Genomic DNA, 18,613 nt, shown 5'->3' with positions numbered 1-18,613 from the left:
GGAACGCCTTTTGCCCTCACCCCAACCCTCTCCCCGAGGGAGAGGGGGGGAAGAGCTATTGGCCTCGGAACGGCTTTGGCCCTCACCCCAACCCTCTCCCCAGGGGAGAGGGGGTAGGAGCGGGGTGCCATCTTTCAGGCTTCGCTCCCCCCTCGGGGGAGAGGGGCCTAGGGTGAGGGCTGGCCGTTACTTGCCGCTCTTCACCGGTTCGTCGGACTTCTTATCGTTGCCGGGGATATAGGGGCTCCAGGGCTGGGCGCGGACCGGGCCCTCGGTCTGCCAGACGACGTTGAACTGACCGTCGTCCTGGACCTCGCCGATCATCACCGGCTTGTGCAGGTGGTGGTTCTTCTCGTCCATCTTCACGGTGTAGCCGTCCGGTGCGGCGAAGGTCTGGCCGGCCATGGCCTTGCGGACCTTGTCGACGTCGGTGCTGCCGGCCTTTTCCACCGCCTGGGCCCACATGTGGATGCCGACATAGGTGGCTTCCATGGGGTCGTTGGTCACGGCGGTCTGGTAGTTGGGCAGGTTCTTGGCCTTGGCATAGGCCTTCCAGGCCTCGACGAATTTCTTGTTCACCGGGTTATCCAGCGACTCGAAGTAGTTCCAGGCGGCCAGCTGGCCCACCAGCGGCTTGGTGTCGATGCCGCGCAGTTCTTCCTCGCCCACCGAGAAGGCCACCACCGGCACGTCGGTGGCCTTCAGGCCCTGGTTGCCCAGTTCCTTGTAGAAGGGCACGTTGGAGTCGCCGTTGATGGTGGAGACCACCGCGGTCTTGCCGCCGGCGGAGAACTTCTTGATGTTGGCGACGATGGTCTGGTAATCGCTGTGGCCGAAGGGGGTGTAGACCTCTTCGATGTCCTTGTCCTGCACGCCCTTGCTGTGCAGGAAGGATCTGAGAATCTTGTTGGTGGTACGCGGATAGACGTAGTCGGTGCCCAGCAGGAAGAAGCGCTTGGCGCCGCCACCTTCTTCGCTCATCAGGTATTCCACCGCCGGGATGGCCTGCTGGTTCGGCGCCGCGCCGGTGTAGAAGACGTTGGGCGACATCTCTTCGCCTTCGTACTGCACCGGGTAGAACAGCAGGCCGTTGAGTTCTTCATAGACCGGCAGCACCGATTTGCGCGAGACCGAGGTCCAGCAGCCGAAGGTGACCGCGACCTTGTCCTGGGTCACCAGCTGGCGCGCCTTCTCGGCGAACAGCGGCCAGTTGGAGGCCGGGTCCACCACCACGGGTTCCAGCTTCTTGCCCAGTACCCCGCCCTTGGCGTTGATCTCGTCGATGGTCATCAGCGCCATGTCCTTGAGCGAGGTCTCGGAGATGGCCATGGTGCCGGACAGCGAATGCAGGATGCCGACCTTGATGGTGTCCGCGGCGTGGGCGGCACTCCAGGGAAACAGGCCGCTCATGAGCAGGGCGGACGCGGCAAGGGTGGTCTTCAGTAGGGGGCGGCGCTTCATGCGAAAGGCTCCTGAGCGAACGTGCGCTGTTGTTGGGCTGGACTGCGGGCCAGCCAGGGCGCCTTTTCAGGAACTGTGCCAGGCGTCGGCAAGGCGCATGGGGACTGGCGCCTTGCCGCCAGCCGCGGCTACGCGACCGGTTGTCCTGCACCAGCCTGGGGCCGAGCAGTGCCCTCGAATCGCGCCTTTGCACGATGCTGGTGCTCCCGCCTGACGTTGCCTTTTGCGCAACATGAAAGTCCGAATGCCGTATTGGTGGTGATGCCTGGGGCCTCCCATACTCGATCACAAGAGGTCGGCCACCGGGTCGGTCACCGCCAATTCGAAGCAGAGGAACAAGGCATGGGCAGGCAGGTCGGGGTCATCGGACTCGGCAACATGGGCGGCAACATGGCGATCACCCTGGCGCGCAAGGGCGTTGTCGTCACCGGGCTGGATCCCTCCAGCGCCGCCTGCGAGCGGGTCGCTGCCCAGGGCGTGGCCATCGCCGGTGATCTGGCGGCCCTGGCCGCCAGCAGCGACGTCATCGTGCTGTCGCTGCCCAAGGCCGAGCACGTCGAGGCCGTGTGCCTGGGCGAGGCGGGCCTGGTCAGCCGCGTGCGGCCGGGCACCGTGGTGGTCGACACCACCACCTCCACCCCGGAGACCAGCCGCCGGGTAGCGGCGGCCTTTGCCGAGGTCGGTGCCGATTTCCTCGATGCCCCGGTCTCCGGCGGCCCCGCCGGTGCCGCGGCCGGCACCATGACCATGGTCATCGGCGGCAGCGAGGCGGCCCTGGCCAAGGCGCTGCCGGCGCTGGAAGCCATGAGCGCGACCCGGGTGCACATCGGTGCCGTGGGCGCCGGCAACATCGCCAAGATCGCCAACAACCTGCTCGCCGCGGCGCACCTGATCACCACCGCCGAGGCGGTGACCATGGCTGCCCGTGCCGGCGTCGCCCCGGAGAAGCTGCTCGAAGGCATCAATGCCGGTTCCGGGCGCAGCGCCGCCAGCCAGGGCATGTTCCCTACCTGGGTGCTGAACAAGGCCTATGACTCCGGCTTCACCATGGGCCTGATGCGCAAGGACGTGGGCCTGGCCCAGCAGCTCATCGCCGAACTCGGCCTCGACCTGCCGCTGGCCGCGGCCACCGCACAGGCCTGGAAGGCCAGCGCCGAGACCCTGGCCGATGGCGAGGATTTCTGCGCCATCGCGCGACGCACCAGCGAAGACCTGTTCGGCAAGGGGGAATGATCATGATGAACGCCAAGACACTGGAATTGCTCAAGCCCTTCTGGGGCGACCGCCAGCAGGTCGCAAGCTTTGTGGACGGCGCCTTCGTCGATGGCAGCGGCGAGCGGATCACCGTGCGCAACGCCCATGACGACAGCCCGGCCTACAGCTACCCCGATGCCGACCTGGCCGTGGTCGAGCGCGCCGATACCGCCGCCCGCCGGGCGCGCGAGGAATGGCGCACCCTGACCGCCCAGGCGCGCGGGCGCATCATCTACCGCGTCGGCGCGCTGATCCGCGAGGAGGCCGAGGCCCTGGCGCAGCTGGAATCGCTGACCGCCAACAAGCCGATCCGCGATGCCCGCGTCGAGGTGCTCAAGGTCGCCGAGATGTTCGAGTACTACGCCGGCTGGGCCGACAAGCTGCATGGCGAAGTCATCCCGGTGCCCACCAGCCACCTCAACTACGTGACCTACGAACCCCTGGGTACGGTGCTGCAGATCACCCCCTGGAATGCGCCGATCTTCACCGGCGGCTGGCAGATCGCCCCGGCCATCACCGCCGGCAACGCGGTGATCCTCAAGCCTTCCGAGCTGACTCCGGTGACCTCGCTGCTGCTGGGCGTGCTGGTGGAACGCGCCGGTGCGCCAAAGGGCCTGGTCAACGTGCTCGCCGGCCAGGGCCATACCGTTGGCCAGCAGGTGATCGCCCACGCCGACATCCGCAAGGTGGTCTTTGTCGGCTCGCCGGCCACCGGCCGGCACATCGCCGCCGCCGCGGCCCAGCGCTGCATCCCGGTGGTGCTGGAGCTGGGTGGCAAGTCGGCCAACATCGTCTTCGAAGACGCCGACCTGGACCTCGCCGTACGCGGCGCCCAGGCGGCGATCTTTTCCGGCGCCGGCCAGAGTTGCGTCTCGGGTTCGCGGCTGCTGGTGCAGGAATCCATCTACGAGCGCTTCATCCAGGCGGTGGCCCGCGCCGCCAGCCAGTTCAAGGTGGGAGATCCGAGCGATCCCGAGACCCAGATCGGCCCGATCCACAACGCCAAGCAATTCGCCCATGTGCGCAACATGGTGGAAGGCGCCCTGGGTGAAGGCGCGCGGCATGTCGCCAATGGCGTCGAGCCGCTGCCCGCCGGAACCGGCTACTACGTCAATCCCACGGTGCTGGCCGGTCACAACGGCCTGAGTTGCGCCCAGGAAGAGATCTTCGGGCCAGTGGTGGTGGCTATCCCGTTCAAGGACGAGGCCGACGCCATCCGTATCGCCAACGACAGCCGCTTCGGCCTGGCCGGGGCGGTCTGGACCCGCGACGTCGGTCGCGCCCACCGGGTGGCCCGGGGCGTGCGCGCCGGTACCTTCTGGGTCAACGGCTACAAGACCATCCACGTCAGCTCGCCCTTCGGCGGCTACGGCGAGAGCGGCTACGGTCGCTCCTCCGGCCTCGACGCCCTGCGCGAATACAGCGAAGTGAAGAGCGTCTGGGTGGAAACCGCCGCGGTGCCCGCCGCTGGCTTCGGCTACGGCGCCAGCCTGGAGTAACAGATGACCATCCATCAAGCCTTGTTGGACGACGCCCGCAGCTGGCGTCGCGATTTCCACGCCCATCCGGAACTGGGTTTCGCCGAGCACCGCACCGCGGCGCGGGTGGCCGAGTTGCTGGAGGGCTTCGGCCTGGAGGTCCATCGTGGCCTCGGTGGGACCGGCGTGGTCGGGGTGCTGCGTCACGGCGAGGGCCCCAGCCTGGGTCTGCGCGCTGACATGGACGCCCTGCCGATGCAGGAGGTGGGGGATGTCCCCCACCGTTCCACCGCCGCCGGGCGCATGCATGCCTGCGGTCATGACGGCCACACCGCCATCCTGCTGGCCACCGCCCGCCACCTGAGCGAAAACCGCGATTTCCGCGGCACCCTCTATTTCGTCTTCCAGCCCGCCGAAGAGAATCTTGGCGGCGCCCAGAAGATGATCGAGGACGGCCTGTTCGAACGCTTTCCCATGGACGCCCTCTACGGCCTGCACAACTGGCCGGGATTGCCAGCCGGGCAGGTGGTGGTCAATCCGGGCGCCATGATGGCTTCGCTGGACACCTTCGCCATCACCCTGACCGGCAAGGGCTGCCATGCGGCCATGCCCGAGCGCGGGCGTGATCCCATCGTCGCCGCGGCGGACCTGATCCTGCAGCTGCAGACCATCGTCGCCCGGCGGATCTCGCCGCTGGCCGCCGCGGTGGTCAGCGTGACCATGCTGGAGGCAGGGGAGGCCATCAACGTCATCCCCGAGGTGGCGCGGCTCAGGGGCACGGTGCGCTGCCTGGATGGCGCGGTACGTGCCGAGGTGGAGCGGCTGATCGGCGAGATCGTCGCCCAGGCGCCACTGGCCCAGGGGGTGCGCGGCGAGCTGGAATTCACCCGCGGCTATCCGGTGACCCAGAACCATCCCGAGCAGGCGGCGCGAGTACGTCAGGCGGCGGTGACCGCCTTTGGCGCCGAGCGGGTCAGCGATGGCGTACCGCCGTCCATGGCCTCCGAGGACTTCGCCTTCATGCTGGCGGCGCGCCCGGGGGCCTATCTCTGGCTGGGCGTCGACGGCGCCCAGCCCTCGGCACCGCTGCACAACCCGGCCTATGACTTCAACGACGCCATCATCGAGCCGGCCGTACGGCTGTGGGCCGAGCTGGTGCGCCAGGAGTTGCCGGTCTAAGTCTCTTGCAGCGAGCGCCGCCGACGCTCAGCGAAAGGCGGTCATCTGCTGCACCATGGCCGTGCGCAACTCGTCCGCGGCGCGACTGAGCTTGCGCCCCAGGCGGGTGACCAGTTCGACGTGGGCGCGGGCGAAACCCGGATCGGCCAGGGGCAGGGCGCGCAAGGCGCCGCTGTCCAGTTCCTGGGTGGCGGCGAACAGCGGCAGCAGGGTCACGCCGCCCTGCTGGGCGTAGTGCTTGAGCAGGGCGAAGGTGTTGCAGGTCAGGGTTGGCGCCAGGCGCACGCCTGCGGCCTGCTCCACGGCGTCGAGCATCTGGCGGATGCCGTAGGAGATATCCGGCAGCGCCAGGCGATGCTCGCCCAGCGCTGCCAAGGTCACGGGGCCCTGTGTCGCGGCCAGCGGATGCTCGGGCGCCACCATGGCATACAGCGGCTGCTCGCGGCTGCCATGTACGCGCAGGTGCGGATCGCGCGGCGGATTGAACACCAGCCCCAGTTGCGCCTCGTCTTCCATTACCTGGCGAATCACCTCGTTGGTGCCCACCACATTGACCCTGACCTCGATCTCCGGATGCCGCGCGGAAAAGTCGCCCAGGCTGCGCGAGAGGTCGCCGATGAAGCCCTCGCCGATGGCCAGCACCACGCGGCCGGTGCGCAGGCCCTGGAGATCGGAGATAGCGTCTCTCAGGCCGTCGAGCTGGGTCTGGCGCTGGCGGAAATAGTCCAGCACCAGACGTCCGGCCTCGGTTGGGGTGATGCCACGGCGGTGGCGCTCGATGAGGTCGACACCCAGCTCCGCCTCGACCTGGGCGATCTGCCGGCTGACCGCGGAAGGGGCGATATCCAGGGCGTCAGCCGCGGCGCGCACGCTGCCCAGGCGCACCGCCTCGACGAAATAATGCAAGCGTTGTTCGTGAATTCCACGCATCCGTGTGTTCTCTTAAAGGCAACGGAAAAGGCCATTTCCAGTATTGGAGAGAGAACAGGCCGCTGTCCATACTCGGGCCAAGACCACGGCCGCCCCGGCCTGGCCAAGGCCCGCGACGCAGAGCTCCGGAACGGCGAGAAGTCCCAGGCGAGACCCTGTCCGCGTCGGGCTTCCTCCCTTCGGCACGCCAGGCGTGCGACCTCGACCAGGCCTCCAGAACGACCGGGTCCTGCTCCCTAGCGGAGCCCTTTTCTGCCCAGCGGGCCTAAGAGCGGCTAACAAAACGTAGCGAGCGGTTGTCAGGCGGGTGCGCGCGGCGCGCAGGAACCGGAGTGTACGAGCGGTACATGAGGATTCCGAGCACTGCACGCACGTGTCTGGCGGACGCGCAGTAGTTTTGTTGGTCGCTCTGAGTCGCTCGCGACTGCCAACCAGACCAACAACCGAGCCCGCGAGCGGGCCGCAGGGGGAAGAATGAGCGCCAATCCGACGCTGGCCGTGGGCCAGGACCGAGCCGTCAGCAATACCGTCAGACTCTACATCTGGGCAGCACTGGTGCTGCTGATCGCCGAGCTGATCGGCTCCCTCACCATACCGCTGGGGCCGGGCAAGGTGGTGCTGCTGCCGATGATCTGGGCGCTCTTGCTGGGTGCGGCGGTGGGGCAGGTCGGCAAGCGCATGCCGCTGGGGCTGGGGATCGACCGCGGTGCCCAGGTGCGCTCGGCGGCCATCCTGCAATACGCCTTGCTGGTGTTCATCGCCAAGCTCGGCCTGGTGGTGGGTGGCTCGCTGCCCACGGTGATCGCCGCCGGCTGGGCACTGGCCTTCCAAGAGCTGGGGCATTTCGTCGGCACCATCCTGCTCGGCCTGCCGGTGGCCCTGCTGCTGGGCATCAAGCGCGAGGCCATCGGTGCCACCTTCTCGGTGGGGCGTGAACCGAGCCTGGCGATCATCAGCGAACGCTATGGCATGGACTCCCCGGAAGGTCGCGGCGTGCTCGCCGAGTACCTGACCGGCACCCTGTTCGGCGCGGTGTTCATGGCCATCGTCGCCGGTTTCATCGCCAGCCTGAACATCTTCCACCCCTATTCCCTGGCCATGGGCGCCGGCCTGGGCTCGGGCAGCATCATGGCCGCCGCGGCCGGTGCCATCGCCGCCCAGCAGACCGCCGAGGTGGCCAAGGAGGTCATGGCCCTGGCCGCCGCTGCCAACCTCATCACCCTGACCCTGGGCACCTATTTCACCCTGTTCATCTCCCTGCCGCTGGCTGTCTGGGGCTACCGTGTGATGGAGCCGCGCATCGGCCGTACCACCAAGGCTTCCTTCCAGCAGAGTTCGGTGGATGCCGCCGTGGTGGACGAACCCGTGGAACTGGGCTGGTCGGCACGCTTCAGCGCCTGGCTGGCCTCGGGTGCCCTGGCGCTGCTGGCGACCCTGGTGATGAGCAAGACCCTGCCACCGGCTGCTTTCCTGGGCGTCGCGGTGATGATCCTGGCGGCCTTCGTCGGTGAACTGCTCTGCCAACTGTTTCGCCGCAAGGTGCCGGCGGTGTGCTGGGTATCGCTGGTGGCCATGTTCCTGACCTCGCCCTGGTGCCCGCTGGCGCCGCAGATCACCGCCGCCCACAACGCGGTCGGCATCATGGCGCTGATCACCCCCATGCTGGCCTTCGCCGGCCTGTCCATCGCCAAGGACATCCCGGCCTTCCGTCGCCTCGGCTGGCGCATCGTGGTGGTTTCGCTGATCGCCAGCTTCGGCACCTTCATCGGCGCGGCCTTCATCGCCGAAGTGTTTCACTGATCCTCGCGCGCACCGGGTCCCCGGTGCGCCGCTTCCCGCTGCCGTATCGCTCCGCCGTTTGATCTCTGCGCTTCCCGCATTTCGTGTCGCAGCTCCCAGCCTTGAGTCCTGGCGGCCCGGTGTCGTCCGTGGGCGATCACCGGCGCTTGAGCTGCGCCCCGAGTTGCAGTATCTATGATGGAAAATTAACAAAAACCGTTAATTTAATAACATCAAGAAAAACGGAGGCGCGCTCGGCATGGGCAAAATCGCGGTCATCGGCAGCAACATGGTCGATCTCATCACCTACATCGAGCGACTGCCCGTGCAGGGCGAGACGCTGGAGGCGCCGGACTTCGCCCTCGGCTGTGGCGGCAAGGGCGCCAACCAGGCGGTCGCCGCGGCCAAGCTGGGCAGCGAGGTGCTGATGGTGACCAAGGTCGGCGACGACCTCTTCGCCGACAACACCCTGGCCAACTTCCGCCGCTTCGGTATCGACACCCGTCACGTGATCCGCGCGCCGGGTCGCTCCAGCGGGGTGGCGCCGATCTTCGTCCAGCCCGACTCGCACAACAGCATCCTCATCGTGAAGGGCGCCAACGCCGCCCTCGGCCCGGCCGACATCCAGGCCGCGGAAGCCGATCTGCGCGATTGCGCGCTGATCGTGCTGCAGCTGGAAATCGCCCTGGAGACGGTCTACGCGGCCATCGACTGCGGCCAGCGCCTGGGCATCCCCGTGCTGCTCAATCCGGCGCCGGCAGTGGCCGACCTGAGCGCCACGCACCTCGCCCGGCTGGATTACTTCGTCCCCAACGAGACCGAACTGGCCCTGGTCAGCGGTCTGCCCGTGCAGGATCGCGAGAGCGCCTTCGCCGCCGCGCGGGTGCTGGCCGGTCGCGGCATCCGCCACGTGGTGGTCACCCTGGGCGCCGCGGGCGCGCTGTACGTGGGCGAGGAGGGCGAATTCAGCCTTCCCGGCCAGCCGGTGGCGGCCATCGACACCACCGGCGCCGGCGATGCCTTCATCGGCTGCTTCGCCCATGGCCGCGTCCAGGGCCTCGGCCTGCGGGACGCCATGCAGCGGGCCGTGGCCTATTCGGCACTGTCGGTCACCGGGCGCGGCACCCAGACCTCCTATCCCGAGGCCGCGGTCTTCGAAGACTACCTCGCGTCCCTGGATCTCTGACGCAAGGTCGGCAATCCCTCACCCTGGCACCCCTACGGAGAACAACAATGAGCCAGTCATCCCTGCGGCCCAGCGCCGACGGCTACTACCTGAACCGCACGCCGTGGTTCGCCTTCATCCTGCTGTGCTGCATCTTCGCGCTCTGGGCCGCCGCGGCGAGCATGAACGACGTGCTCATCGCCCACTTCAAGAAGGCCTTCCTGCTCAGTGACTTCCAGACCGCCTTCGTCCAGTCGGCCTTCTACCTCGGCTATTTCTTCCTGGCCCTGCCGGCCGCGCTGATGGTGCGGCGCTTCAGCTACAAGACGACCATCCTCTTCGGCCTGTTCCTCTACATGGTCGGCTGCCTGCTGTTCTTTCCGGCCGCCTCCATGGCCAAGTACGGCATGTTCCTGCTGGCGCTGTTCGTGATCGCCGCCGGGCTGTCCTTCCTGGAGACCGCCTGCAACACCTATTCGACCCTGCTCGGGCCGCGCGAGACCGGCACCCGCCGGCTGAACATCTCCCAGACCTTCCACCCCTTCGGCGCCATGACCGGCGTCTACGTGGGCAGCTTCGTGATGTTCAAGGACGGCGACGCCAGCCAGGCGCAGCTGCTGCAGATGAATCCCGCTGAGGCCGCCGCCCAGCAGCTGCAGATGATCCAGGCCACCCTGACGCCCTACCAGTGGATGATCGGCGTGCTGGTGCTGATCTTCGTGCTGATCGCCTGCACCCGCTATCCGGCCTGCAAGGGCAACGATGCCGTGCGCAGCGAAAGCGACGGTATCGCCGCCAGCCTCGGGCGGCTGCGGCGCAATCCGCGCTTCGTCTTTGGCGTGCTGGCGCAGTTCCTCTATGTCGGCGCCCAGGTCGGCGTCTGGAGCTTCACCATCCGCCTGGCCATGCAGCTCGGCGGCATGAACGAGCGCAGCGCCTCCTGGTTCCTGCTCACCACCTTCGCCGCTTATTTCGTCGGCAAGCTGATCGCCAACCTGCTGATGCGTCGCTGGCATCCGGCCAAGGTGCTGGGCGTCTACGGGGTGCTGTGCATCGCCCTGCTGGCCTACACCATCCTGGTGCCCAACATCACCGCGGTGTACGCCGCCGTGGGCGTGAGCATCTTCCTCGGCCCCTGCTGGCCGACCATCTATGGCCTGACCGTCGACGGCATCGGCCGCGACACCGAATTCGGCGGCTCGCTGCTGGTGATGAGCATCGTCGGCGGCGGGGTGATCCCGATCTTCCAGGGCCTGCTGTCGGACTACACCGGCGGCAACATGCAGCTGGCCTATTCGGTGCCGCTGCTGTGCTTCACGGTGATCGTCGCCTACGCCCTCTATTGCCTGCGTCATCCGGCCAGCGAGCGGCTGCCGGTGGGCGCCGCCCAGACCGCCTGAGGAGGGCACCGCCATGTCCGTACGCCTGCCCCTGCAGCCTGAGCAATTCACCGCGTGCGAGCGTACCCTGCTCGCCAGCGACGCCTTCCAGGTGCGCGCCTGGACCTATCCCTCCGGGGTGCGCGCCCTGGCGCTGGAGAATCGCCGTGGCCGGCTGATCGTACTGCCCTACCAGGGGCAGATGGTCTGGGACGCCAGCTTCGACGGCTGCCGCCTGACCATGCCCGGATTGTTCGACCAGCCGCGGCCAACCCGGCGGATCATCGAGACCTATGGCTGCTTCATGTTCCACGCCGGGGTGCTGCGCAACGGCTGCCCGGCGCCGGAGGACAGCCACGAGCTGCACGGCGAACTGCCCTGCGCGCCGCTGGACGAGGCCTGGCTGGAGCTGGGCCGGGACGCTGAGGGTGACTTCCTGCGCCTGGGCGGGCGCCATGACTACGCCATGGGCTTTGGCGATCGCTATCGCGCCCAGCCCAGCGTGACCCTGAGACCGGACAGCGCCGTGTTCGAGCTGGGCCTGGAAGTGGAAAACCAGGCCGGCCAGCCCATGGACCTCATGTATATGGCGCACATGAACTACGCCTACGTACCCGGCGGTCGCTTCCATGAGCCGCTGGGCGTGACCCGCACCCGGGTGCGCACCAGCGTGCCGGCCCATGTGCGGCCGACCGCCGACTGGCAGGCCTTCATCGCCGAGCTGGCCGAAGATTCGGAACGGCTGCGGGTGCTGGATGCGCCTGAGCGCTACCAGCCGGAAATCGTCAGCTTCATCGATGCGCCGGGCACCGACGCGGCGGGGGAGGCGCACTTCCTGCTGGAGCATCCGGGCGGCGCCGCCTTCTACACGGCCTATCGCCCGGCGGCCTTGCCCCATGCCACGCGCTGGGTGCTGCACAACCCCGATCAGCAGGTGGCGGCCTTCGTGCTGCCGGCGACCTGTGAGCCGGAGGGCTATCTGGCCGAGACCGCCAAGGGCCAGGTGCAGCAGCTGCAGCCGGGTGAACGGCGCACCTTCAGTGTGCGGACCGGCTATCTCGCCGCCGCCGAGCGCGAGGTGCTGTTGGCGCGCCTGGCCGACCCGGCGCGGATCAGGTAAGCAGTTGCGCGCCGTTCGCCTCGATCCGCTCGCGATAGCTGCGCGGAATGCGCCCGTCGCTGACCACCAAGTCGAAGTCGTCGAGCGCCGCGAAATGCGCGGCGCGCACCACGTCGAACTTGGTATGGTCGACCAGCAGCAGCCGCTGCTGGGCCTGGCGCAGGACCTTCTGCTTGACCTCGACCTCGTTGAAGTTGAAGCAGGTGACGCCGAAGTCCTCGCTCACCCCGGCCGCCGAGACGAAGGCGTGGGTGAGGCGCACGCCATCGAGCACCCCGGTCTCCAGGCGACTCTCGAAGATCTGATTCTTGCGCTGGAAGGTCCCGCCGCACACTACCAGGGTGCAGTTGACCTTCTGCTGCAGCTTGAGCAGCACATTGAGCGAATGGCAGACGGCGGTGAATTCCAGGTCATCGGGAATGAAATCCACCACGAAGGGCGTGGTGGTCCCGCAATCGAGGAAGACGGTATCGCCGGCGCGGATCTGCGCCGCGGCCAGCCGACCGATGCGGCGCTTTTCCTCGACCTGGCGCAGGTCCTGTTCCACCACCTGATAGCCGGGCGCCTCGCTGCCGCCGACATCGCGGGTGACGTGACCGCCGAGCAGCCGCAGGCCGTCCGGCGGGAGCCGCAGGTCGCGTCTGAGGGTCATTTCCGAGACACCCAGCAGCTGGGCCATCTCGCGCAGGTGAATGGCGTGCTGATCCTGCAGCGCCTGGTGCATCAGCTTGAGCCGAGCGGCTTTCTTGCTATCCATGAGGGGTGCGCTACGGGAGTCCGACTAGAGGTGCAGGCCGCACCAACCAAGAATTCTGATCCGATCATACGCTACCCGTGCCTGAGGAGGCCCCATGCAGCTTGAACCCGGCGAACTCGCCAAGACCATCGACCACACCCTGCTCGCCGCCGATGCCCGCCGCGCCCAGATCGAGCGCCTGTGCCAGGAGGCGCGTACCCATGGCTTCTACTCGGTGTGCGTGAATTCCGCCCAGGTCCCCCACGCCGCGGCGCAACTGGCCGGCAGTGCGGTCAAGGTCTGCGCGGTGGTGGGCTTTCCGCTCGGCGCCGGGCTGAGCGCGGCCAAGGCCTTCGAAGCCGAGCAGGCCATCGCCGCCGGGGCGGGGGAGATCGACATGGTGCTCAACATCGGCTGGCTCAAGGATGGCCTGCTGGACGAGGTCTCCGCCGACATCGCCGCGGTCCAGGCCGCCTGCGGGGCGGTACCGCTCAAGGTGATCCTGGAGACCGGTCTGCTCGACGAAACCCAGAAGCGCCAGGCCTGCCGGATCTGTCGCGACCTCGGGGTCGCCTTCGTCAAGACCTCGACCGGTTTCGGCCACGGCGGCGCGACCCTGGAGGATGTGCGGCTGATGCGCGAGGAGGTGGGTCCGGAGATGGGCGTCAAGGCCTCCGGTGGCGTGCGTGACCGAGCCACCGCCCAGGCCATGCTGGACGCCGGCGCGACCCGGCTGGGGACCAGTTCGGGCGTGGCCATCGTCAGCGGCGGCGAGGGTGGGGCGGGGTATTAGAGCAGGACGCCTGTAGGTTGGGTTGAGCGCAGCGAAGCCCAACGATGCCGCCTGGTGTTGGGCTTCGGCGGAGGAGCCGCCTCGGCCCAACCTACGCGTGCTACCCCGGTCCTTGCCGATACAGCTTGGAATCCTGGAAATCTCCCGGTGCCAGCACCTCGCCGACCAGGATCAGGGCAGTGCGGCGGAAATCCTTGTCCCGCGCCCGTTCGACGATGTTGGCCAGGGTGCCCTGGACGCTGTCCTGATCCGGCCAGCTGGCGCGGTGGACGATGGCCACCGGGCAGGCAGGGCCATAGTGCGGCAGGAGGTCGGCGACGATGCGTTCCAGCTGGCCGACGCCGAGGTGGATGGCCAGGGTCGCGCGGTGGCGGGCCAGGTCGGCCAGCGCCTCGCCTTCCGGCATGGCCGTGCGACTGGCATAGCGGGTGAGGATCACCGTCTGGCTGACCCCGGGCAGGGTCAGTTCGCAACCCAGCAGGGCGGCGCAGGCGGCGGTGGCGGTCACGCCGGGAACGATCTCGTAGGGAATGCCCAGCGCCTGCAGGCGGCGGATCTGCTCGCCGATGGCGCCGTACAGCGAGGGATCGCCGGAATGCACCCGGGCCACGTCCTGGCCGCGGGCATGGGCGGCGGCCAGGTGGCCGACGATGGCCTCCAGGTCCAGGTGGGCGGTGTCGATCACCGTCTCGGCCTGGTGACCCTCCAGCACCGCGGGCGGCACCAGGGAGCCGGCATAGAGGATCACCGGGCACTGGCGGATCAGCCGCTGACCTTTGACGGTGATGAGGTCGGGATCGCCGGGGCCGGCGCCGATGAAATGGACGGTCATGGGATTTCCTCGGCGAGGGCGGTGAGCAGGTCGGTGACACTGGCGAATTCGCGATCGACGCTAGGCAGGGCTGGGCGACGCAGGATCAGTACCGGCAGGCCCCGCTCGCGGGCGACCTGCAGCTTGGGTTGGGTAGCGGCGCTACCACTGTTCTTGCTGATCAGCACATCGAAGTCACCCTGGGCGAAGAGCGCGCGCTCGGCCTCCAGGGCGAAGGGGCCGCGGTCGGCGATGATCCGCGCCCGGACGTGACCGGGATGGGTATCGAGCAGGCGCAGGGTCCAGAACTGGTGGGGCGGGATCTCCTGGAGATGCTCCAGCGGCTCGCGACCCAGGGTGAAGAAGGGGCGGGCGAAGGGTGCCAGGGTTCGCTGCAGCTCGGCCCAGTCGGCCACCTCGCGCCAGTCGTCTTCTGGTCCGGCCTGCCAGCCGGGTCGGCGCAGCGCCCAGCAGGGGAGGCCAGCGTCAGCAGCGGCCCGCGCGGCGTTGTGGCTGATCCGGGCGGCGTAGGGGTGGGTAGCGTCCATCAGCAGGTCGATGCCTTCACTGCGGAGAAAGGCGCTCAGCCCCTCGGCGCCACCATAGCCGCCGACTCGCACCTGGCAGGGCAGGTCCTGAGGCACCCGGCCGAGACCGGCTAGGCTGTAGATCGCCTTCGCCGGCAGTGTGCGGGCGATGGCCAGGGCTTCGGTGGTGCCGCCGAGCAGGAGGATCTTCATGGGCGGTCTTCCGTCAGAGTGGCGGAGGCTTCGTCATGCATGGCGTGCCCTCACCCCCGGCCCCTCTCCCGGGGGGAGAGGGGAGCAAAGCCAGTGCCTGGGATCGAGCGGCGGAATAGGCGTATTGGTCTCGTAGGCGGCTTTCCCGCCGGTCATTGCAGCGTGCTCAGCAAGCGTCGTGGGCGTCAGCCCGGACACCAGATTTCCAGGCCACCACCCAGCGACCCCCTCTCCCCCGCGGGGAGAGGGTTGGGGTGAGCGGGCCAGGCGCCGCTCACAGTCTTCAGGGATGAAGGAGGCACACCCAATCATCCTCTCTACTTGTGCCGAGCGACGGCCACTCACGGCTTCACCACGTCCAACAAGGTGATGGGCAGCGCCGCGCGCCAGGTGTCGAAGGCGCCCAGTGGCTGGGCCTGGGCCACCTGCAGGCGGGTCAGGTCGCCGCCGTGGCGTTCGCGAAAGGCCACCAGGGCGGCTTCGGTCTGCAGGGTCACGGCGTTGGCGACCAGGCGACCGCCGGGGCGCAGCGCGGTCCAGCAAGCGTCCAGCACGCCCGGCGCGGTAAGCCCACCACCGATGAAGATGGCGTCCGGGGTGGCCAGACCGGCCAGCGCCTCGGGCGCCTGGCCGGCGACCAGTTGCAGGGCCGGGGCGCCGAGCTGGTCGCGGTTATGAAGGATATGGGCCTGGCGATTGGCGTCGACCTCGATGGCCAGCACCCGGCAGCGGGGATGGCTGCGCGCCCATTCGATGCCGATGGAGCCGCAGCCGGCGCCCACGTCCCACAGCAATTCGCCCGGGCGCGGCGCCAGGCGCGCCAGGGTCACGGCGCGCACGTCTCGCTTGGTCAGCTGGCCGTCGTGGCGATAGGCGCTGTCCGGCAGACCGGGGGTGAGCGGCAGTCCCGCTTCACCGGTCTCGCTCAGGACTTCGATGGCCACCAGGTTGAGCGCTGCCGCCTCCGCCAGCGACCAGTCCTGGGCGCGGCCGCTGATCCGTCGCTCCAGAGGACCGCCCAGGTGCTCCAGCACCTGCAGCTGGCTGGCGCCAAAGCCCTGGTCCACCAGCAGCGCGGCCAGGGCGGCAGGGCTGTGGCCGTCATTGCTCAATACCAGCAGGCGTGCGCCAGGATGCAGGTGGCGCACCACCCCGGCCAGGGGCCGCGCCACCACCGACATCAACGCCACCTCCTGCAACGGCCAGCCCAGACGAGCCGCGGCCAGGGAGTAGGAGGAGGGCGCCGGCAGCACCTGCAGTTCGTCGGCCGACAGCTGGCGCGAAAGGCTCGCGCCGACGCCGAACAGCATGGGATCGCCGCTGGCCAGCACGCAGATCGGGGTGCCGCGGCGGTCCAGGACCGGGGCCAGGGTGAAGGGTTGCGGCCAGGGCTCGCGGATGGCGCGAAGGCAGGGTGGCAGCAGCGCCAGCTGGCGTGGACCACCAATGATGACCTGGGCGTCCAGCAGCGCGCGGCGGGCCTGCTTGCCGAGGCCGGGGTAGCCGTCTTCGCCGATACCCACCACGGTCAGCCAGGGGATCATGAACACACCTCATCGAACGTCAGCCGACCGGGCGTTTTCAAGGGGTCGGGGTCGGGTAGCCCCGGAGTCATTATCTGACCCGGAGCCCCCTAAGAACCGTGCGTGCGACTTTTGCAGCACACGGCTCAGGCTTACGAAAAACCAGCCATAGGCTGGCCGGCAACTGTGACGCGCGATCCTAACATCAGAGACCGCTATATCTCAGGTTTACCTGTTGCCGCTGGCTATGCACCAGCGAGTGGCAGTTGGGGTGTATGAGCACGCGATTTTTCAGGGTGTCCTTGCCGCCGTCCACCCGTCGAATGACGTGATGGTCGTCCCAGCCAGTTTCCTTAGTTACCGCATGACCACATAAGGCGCAGAGTCCTTTCTGCCGCTGGAAGAGATACAGGATTTGTTTTCTGAAATGCAGTTTGTGCTGCATTCGTCGAACTCTTAGCTTTTCCCATTTCTCTTCGTGTTCCGCATCGTATGGATGGTAACCACCCGATAGCCGCGGTTGCCGCCTTATCTCAGTGTCCGCTAGCTGGTATAGCTGGCAGAACTTGCGTTCACCCTTCTTACCTCTGTAGGGATGCGCAAAAACCCAATTTCGCTTGCCTATGGAGTGGAAGTATCTATTCCGGCACCAATTAGCTTGCTTCCTCGGATGACGGCGCTTCGCCCACCTTCGTAGCAGCCAGACGATCAAGCTGTCCAAGCGGCTAAAGGCTTTCTTTGCTACGGCCGGAGAGTGGTACTGAGCCCACCCTTTCAGCACCGGATTCAGGCGTCCGATAAGCTCTTCCTGAGTTAATGCCCCGCTGGTTTTTACTATTTCTCTCACCTTTCGATAGAACGTTGAGATGTTCTTTTTCGAGGGCTTGATGAATAGCTTGGTCCGGCGGTAAGGCGATTTCGGCACGTATTTCCTGAAATTCCACCCTAGGAAATCAAAGCCCTGAAGGATGTGGGTTATCTGCGTTTTCTCTTGGGACAAGCTTACCCCTCGTATTGACAGGAATTGCTCAACCCAAGGTATGACCTCGTCAGTCAACAGCTCTTTGGTAGCTGCTGTGATGATGAAGTCATCCGCGTATCGCACCACATGCACTCTGGGCGTATCGGCGTTGGTACCCGCTAGCTTTTTGGCCAGATGGCCTTTGAGCTGCTTCTCCAAACCGTTAAGGGTGGCGTTAGCCAAACAGGGCGAAATAATCCCACCTTGTGGCGTCCCGGCCTCCGTAGCCATGAAGTGTCGCCGGTCAATTACCCCGGCCTTCAACCACAGCCGCAGTACCTTTTTGTCCATAGGGACGTTCTGGCACAGCCACTCGTGATTGATGTTGTCGAAGAACCCCTTGATGTCACCTTCCAGAACCCACGTAGGTGAGTCGTCTCTCGACATTAACTGAAAGATTTCCACCATCGCATCAGCAGTCGAGCGATCCGGCCGGAAGCCGAAACTTTTCGGGTCGCTGGTGCTTTCGATGACGGGTTCCAGGGCGGACAGGTAGAGCGCTTGCATGGCCCGATCAAACATCGTCGGTATGCCTAGCGGCCTCTTTTCCTTCTTCCCTGGCTTCGGTATCCAAACCCTCTTTAGCGGTTTGGGCCGATAGCCTCGTTTCTCCGATAGACGCTTCGCGGCGTAGAGCTTGGCTGGAGGCGTCCCCCAGGTTTCTCCATCAACGCCCGGGGTCTTGCGACCCCGGTTTTCAGTCACCCGTCTTACAGCCAAACAGCGACCATAAAACGAATGGGTCAGTAACCGTTGTAGGCGTTTAACCCTACGCCAGTCACCGGCCATTGTTGCCTGCGCAATCTTCAACTGCGTTTTCCGAACGGAGATTTGGATCTTGGCCCAATTGAGATCGTGCCAGCCCTTCACGCCGTCAGGAGACGCAGACGAAACCGATGTTGCTGGTTGCGTATTCATACAGTCCTCCTCAGGTCAGTAACCTTCGGGACGGACTTCTCCCCTAGGGGTTGAAGTCCCCCCTAGGGTCGTTTCGCTGGAAATCAGCACTAGATCATGCGCCCGTAAACCAGGTGCACGTCAGCCAGGGTTGCCCCTGTCGATGATGTTTCAACCGATATGCCGCCCATTACAGACAGCCATTCGCTTTTTGCACCCTCCCATTCCCCACACCCAACAGCTTTCCTTGCGGATTGCCTGCCTTCCGATGTTGCTGGTTAGGCGGGTGGTCGGGATTGCCACGTTCCCCGCTGTGCATCGATTCCCCGGTTAGGTTCCGTCTCTCC

15 protein-coding genes and 1 other RNA gene are annotated in these 18,613 nt (G+C 66.7%); 8 read left to right on the top strand and 8 right to left on the bottom strand.

Annotation, left to right across the window (positions count from 1 at the left end; all coding sequences use genetic code 11):
- Window positions 1-186: 186 nt before the first annotated feature.
- The gene (urtA, locus tag OMP44_RS21700; protein ID WP_187981015.1) at window positions 187-1,461 is read right to left on the bottom strand and encodes an urea ABC transporter substrate-binding protein; all 1,275 of its coding nucleotides are present in this window, start codon (window positions 1,459-1,461) and stop codon (window positions 187-189) included.
- Window positions 1,462-1,722: 261 nt separating this feature from the next.
- On the opposite strand from urtA, the gene OMP44_RS21695 reads away from it, so the two are divergent.
- The 3 genes from OMP44_RS21695 to OMP44_RS21685 are packed head-to-tail and all read left to right on the top strand — an operon-like array spanning window position 1,723 to window position 5,372.
- The gene (locus OMP44_RS21695) at window positions 1,723-2,694 is read left to right on the top strand and encodes an NAD(P)-dependent oxidoreductase (RefSeq protein WP_273862791.1); all 972 of its coding nucleotides are present in this window, start codon (window positions 1,723-1,725) and stop codon (window positions 2,692-2,694) included.
- Window positions 2,695-2,696: 2 nt separating this feature from the next.
- A complete protein-coding gene (locus OMP44_RS21690) occupies window positions 2,697-4,214 on the top strand; it encodes an aldehyde dehydrogenase family protein (protein WP_280311187.1) in 1,518 nt (505 codons plus the stop codon).
- Between the two features lie 3 nt (window positions 4,215-4,217).
- Window positions 4,218-5,372 (top strand): M20 aminoacylase family protein, encoded by a 1,155-nt coding sequence (locus tag OMP44_RS21685; RefSeq protein WP_133862299.1) that lies wholly within the window; start codon window positions 4,218-4,220, stop codon window positions 5,370-5,372.
- A 27-nt stretch (window positions 5,373-5,399) separates the two neighbouring features.
- Here OMP44_RS21685 and OMP44_RS21680 read toward each other — a convergent pair whose 3' ends face one another.
- Window positions 5,400-6,302 carry a LysR family transcriptional regulator gene (locus OMP44_RS21680; RefSeq protein WP_280311185.1) on the bottom strand — a complete coding sequence of 301 codons (903 nt, stop codon included), beginning with the start codon at window positions 6,300-6,302 and terminating at the stop codon, window positions 5,400-5,402.
- A 273-nt stretch (window positions 6,303-6,575) separates the two neighbouring features.
- A non-coding RNA gene (locus OMP44_RS21675) (sX9 sRNA) lies at window positions 6,576-6,651 on the bottom strand.
- A gap of 125 nt (window positions 6,652-6,776) precedes the next feature.
- Between OMP44_RS21675 and OMP44_RS21670 the strand changes: the two genes are divergently transcribed.
- The 4 genes from OMP44_RS21670 (at window position 6,777) to OMP44_RS21655 (ending at window position 11,745) form a co-directional block, all read left to right on the top strand.
- On the top strand, window positions 6,777-8,102 hold the full coding sequence (locus OMP44_RS21670; RefSeq protein WP_059316366.1) for a DUF3100 domain-containing protein: 1,326 nt from the start codon (window positions 6,777-6,779) through the stop codon (window positions 8,100-8,102).
- A 238-nt stretch (window positions 8,103-8,340) separates the two neighbouring features.
- Window positions 8,341-9,267 (top strand): ribokinase, encoded by a 927-nt coding sequence (rbsK, locus tag OMP44_RS21665; RefSeq protein ID WP_273862795.1) that lies wholly within the window; start codon window positions 8,341-8,343, stop codon window positions 9,265-9,267.
- 47 nt (window positions 9,268-9,314) lie between these two features.
- Window positions 9,315-10,646, top strand: coding sequence for an L-fucose:H+ symporter permease (gene fucP, locus OMP44_RS21660; RefSeq protein WP_187981019.1), 1,332 nt, complete (start codon window positions 9,315-9,317; stop codon window positions 10,644-10,646).
- A gap of 13 nt (window positions 10,647-10,659) precedes the next feature.
- Window positions 10,660-11,745 (top strand): aldose 1-epimerase family protein, encoded by a 1,086-nt coding sequence (locus tag OMP44_RS21655; protein WP_280311181.1) that lies wholly within the window; start codon window positions 10,660-10,662, stop codon window positions 11,743-11,745.
- On the opposite strand, the gene deoR is transcribed toward OMP44_RS21655, so the two are convergent.
- Complete coding sequence (gene deoR, locus OMP44_RS21650; RefSeq protein ID WP_017642939.1) at window positions 11,738-12,502, bottom strand: DNA-binding transcriptional repressor DeoR; 765 nt, start codon at window positions 12,500-12,502, stop codon at window positions 11,738-11,740. The two genes, OMP44_RS21655 and deoR, sit on opposite strands and share 8 nt — an antisense overlap.
- 94 nt (window positions 12,503-12,596) lie before the next feature.
- On the opposite strand from deoR, the gene deoC reads away from it, so the two are divergent.
- Window positions 12,597-13,274 (top strand): deoxyribose-phosphate aldolase, encoded by a 678-nt coding sequence (deoC, locus tag OMP44_RS21645; protein ID WP_208692920.1) that lies wholly within the window; start codon window positions 12,597-12,599, stop codon window positions 13,272-13,274.
- A gap of 100 nt (window positions 13,275-13,374) precedes the next feature.
- On the opposite strand, the gene cobM is transcribed toward deoC, so the two are convergent.
- From cobM to ltrA, 4 genes are all read right to left on the bottom strand, one after another.
- On the bottom strand, window positions 13,375-14,106 hold the full coding sequence (cobM, locus tag OMP44_RS21640) for a precorrin-4 C(11)-methyltransferase (protein ID WP_280311174.1): 732 nt from the start codon (window positions 14,104-14,106) through the stop codon (window positions 13,375-13,377).
- A complete protein-coding gene (locus OMP44_RS21635) occupies window positions 14,103-14,825 on the bottom strand; it encodes a cobalt-precorrin-6A reductase (protein WP_280311172.1) in 723 nt (240 codons plus the stop codon). Before OMP44_RS21635 ends, cobM begins: the two co-directional genes overlap by 4 nt.
- A gap of 341 nt (window positions 14,826-15,166) precedes the next feature.
- The gene (gene cbiE, locus OMP44_RS21630; RefSeq protein WP_280311169.1) at window positions 15,167-16,369 is read right to left on the bottom strand and encodes a precorrin-6y C5,15-methyltransferase (decarboxylating) subunit CbiE; all 1,203 of its coding nucleotides are present in this window, start codon (window positions 16,367-16,369) and stop codon (window positions 15,167-15,169) included.
- A 184-nt stretch (window positions 16,370-16,553) separates the two neighbouring features.
- Window positions 16,554-18,287, bottom strand: coding sequence for a group II intron reverse transcriptase/maturase (ltrA, locus tag OMP44_RS21625; RefSeq protein WP_280311167.1), 1,734 nt, complete (start codon window positions 18,285-18,287; stop codon window positions 16,554-16,556).
- Window positions 18,288-18,613 lie beyond the last annotated feature (326 nt).

Origin of the sequence: Pseudomonas flavocrustae (genome assembly GCF_029872515.1) — a bacterium.
Classification (GTDB): Bacteria; Pseudomonadota; Gammaproteobacteria; order Pseudomonadales; family Pseudomonadaceae; genus Chryseomonas; species Chryseomonas aestiva.
The sequence above is the reverse complement of the archived record's forward strand: the minus strand, read 5'-3'. Positions and strand labels throughout refer to the sequence as shown.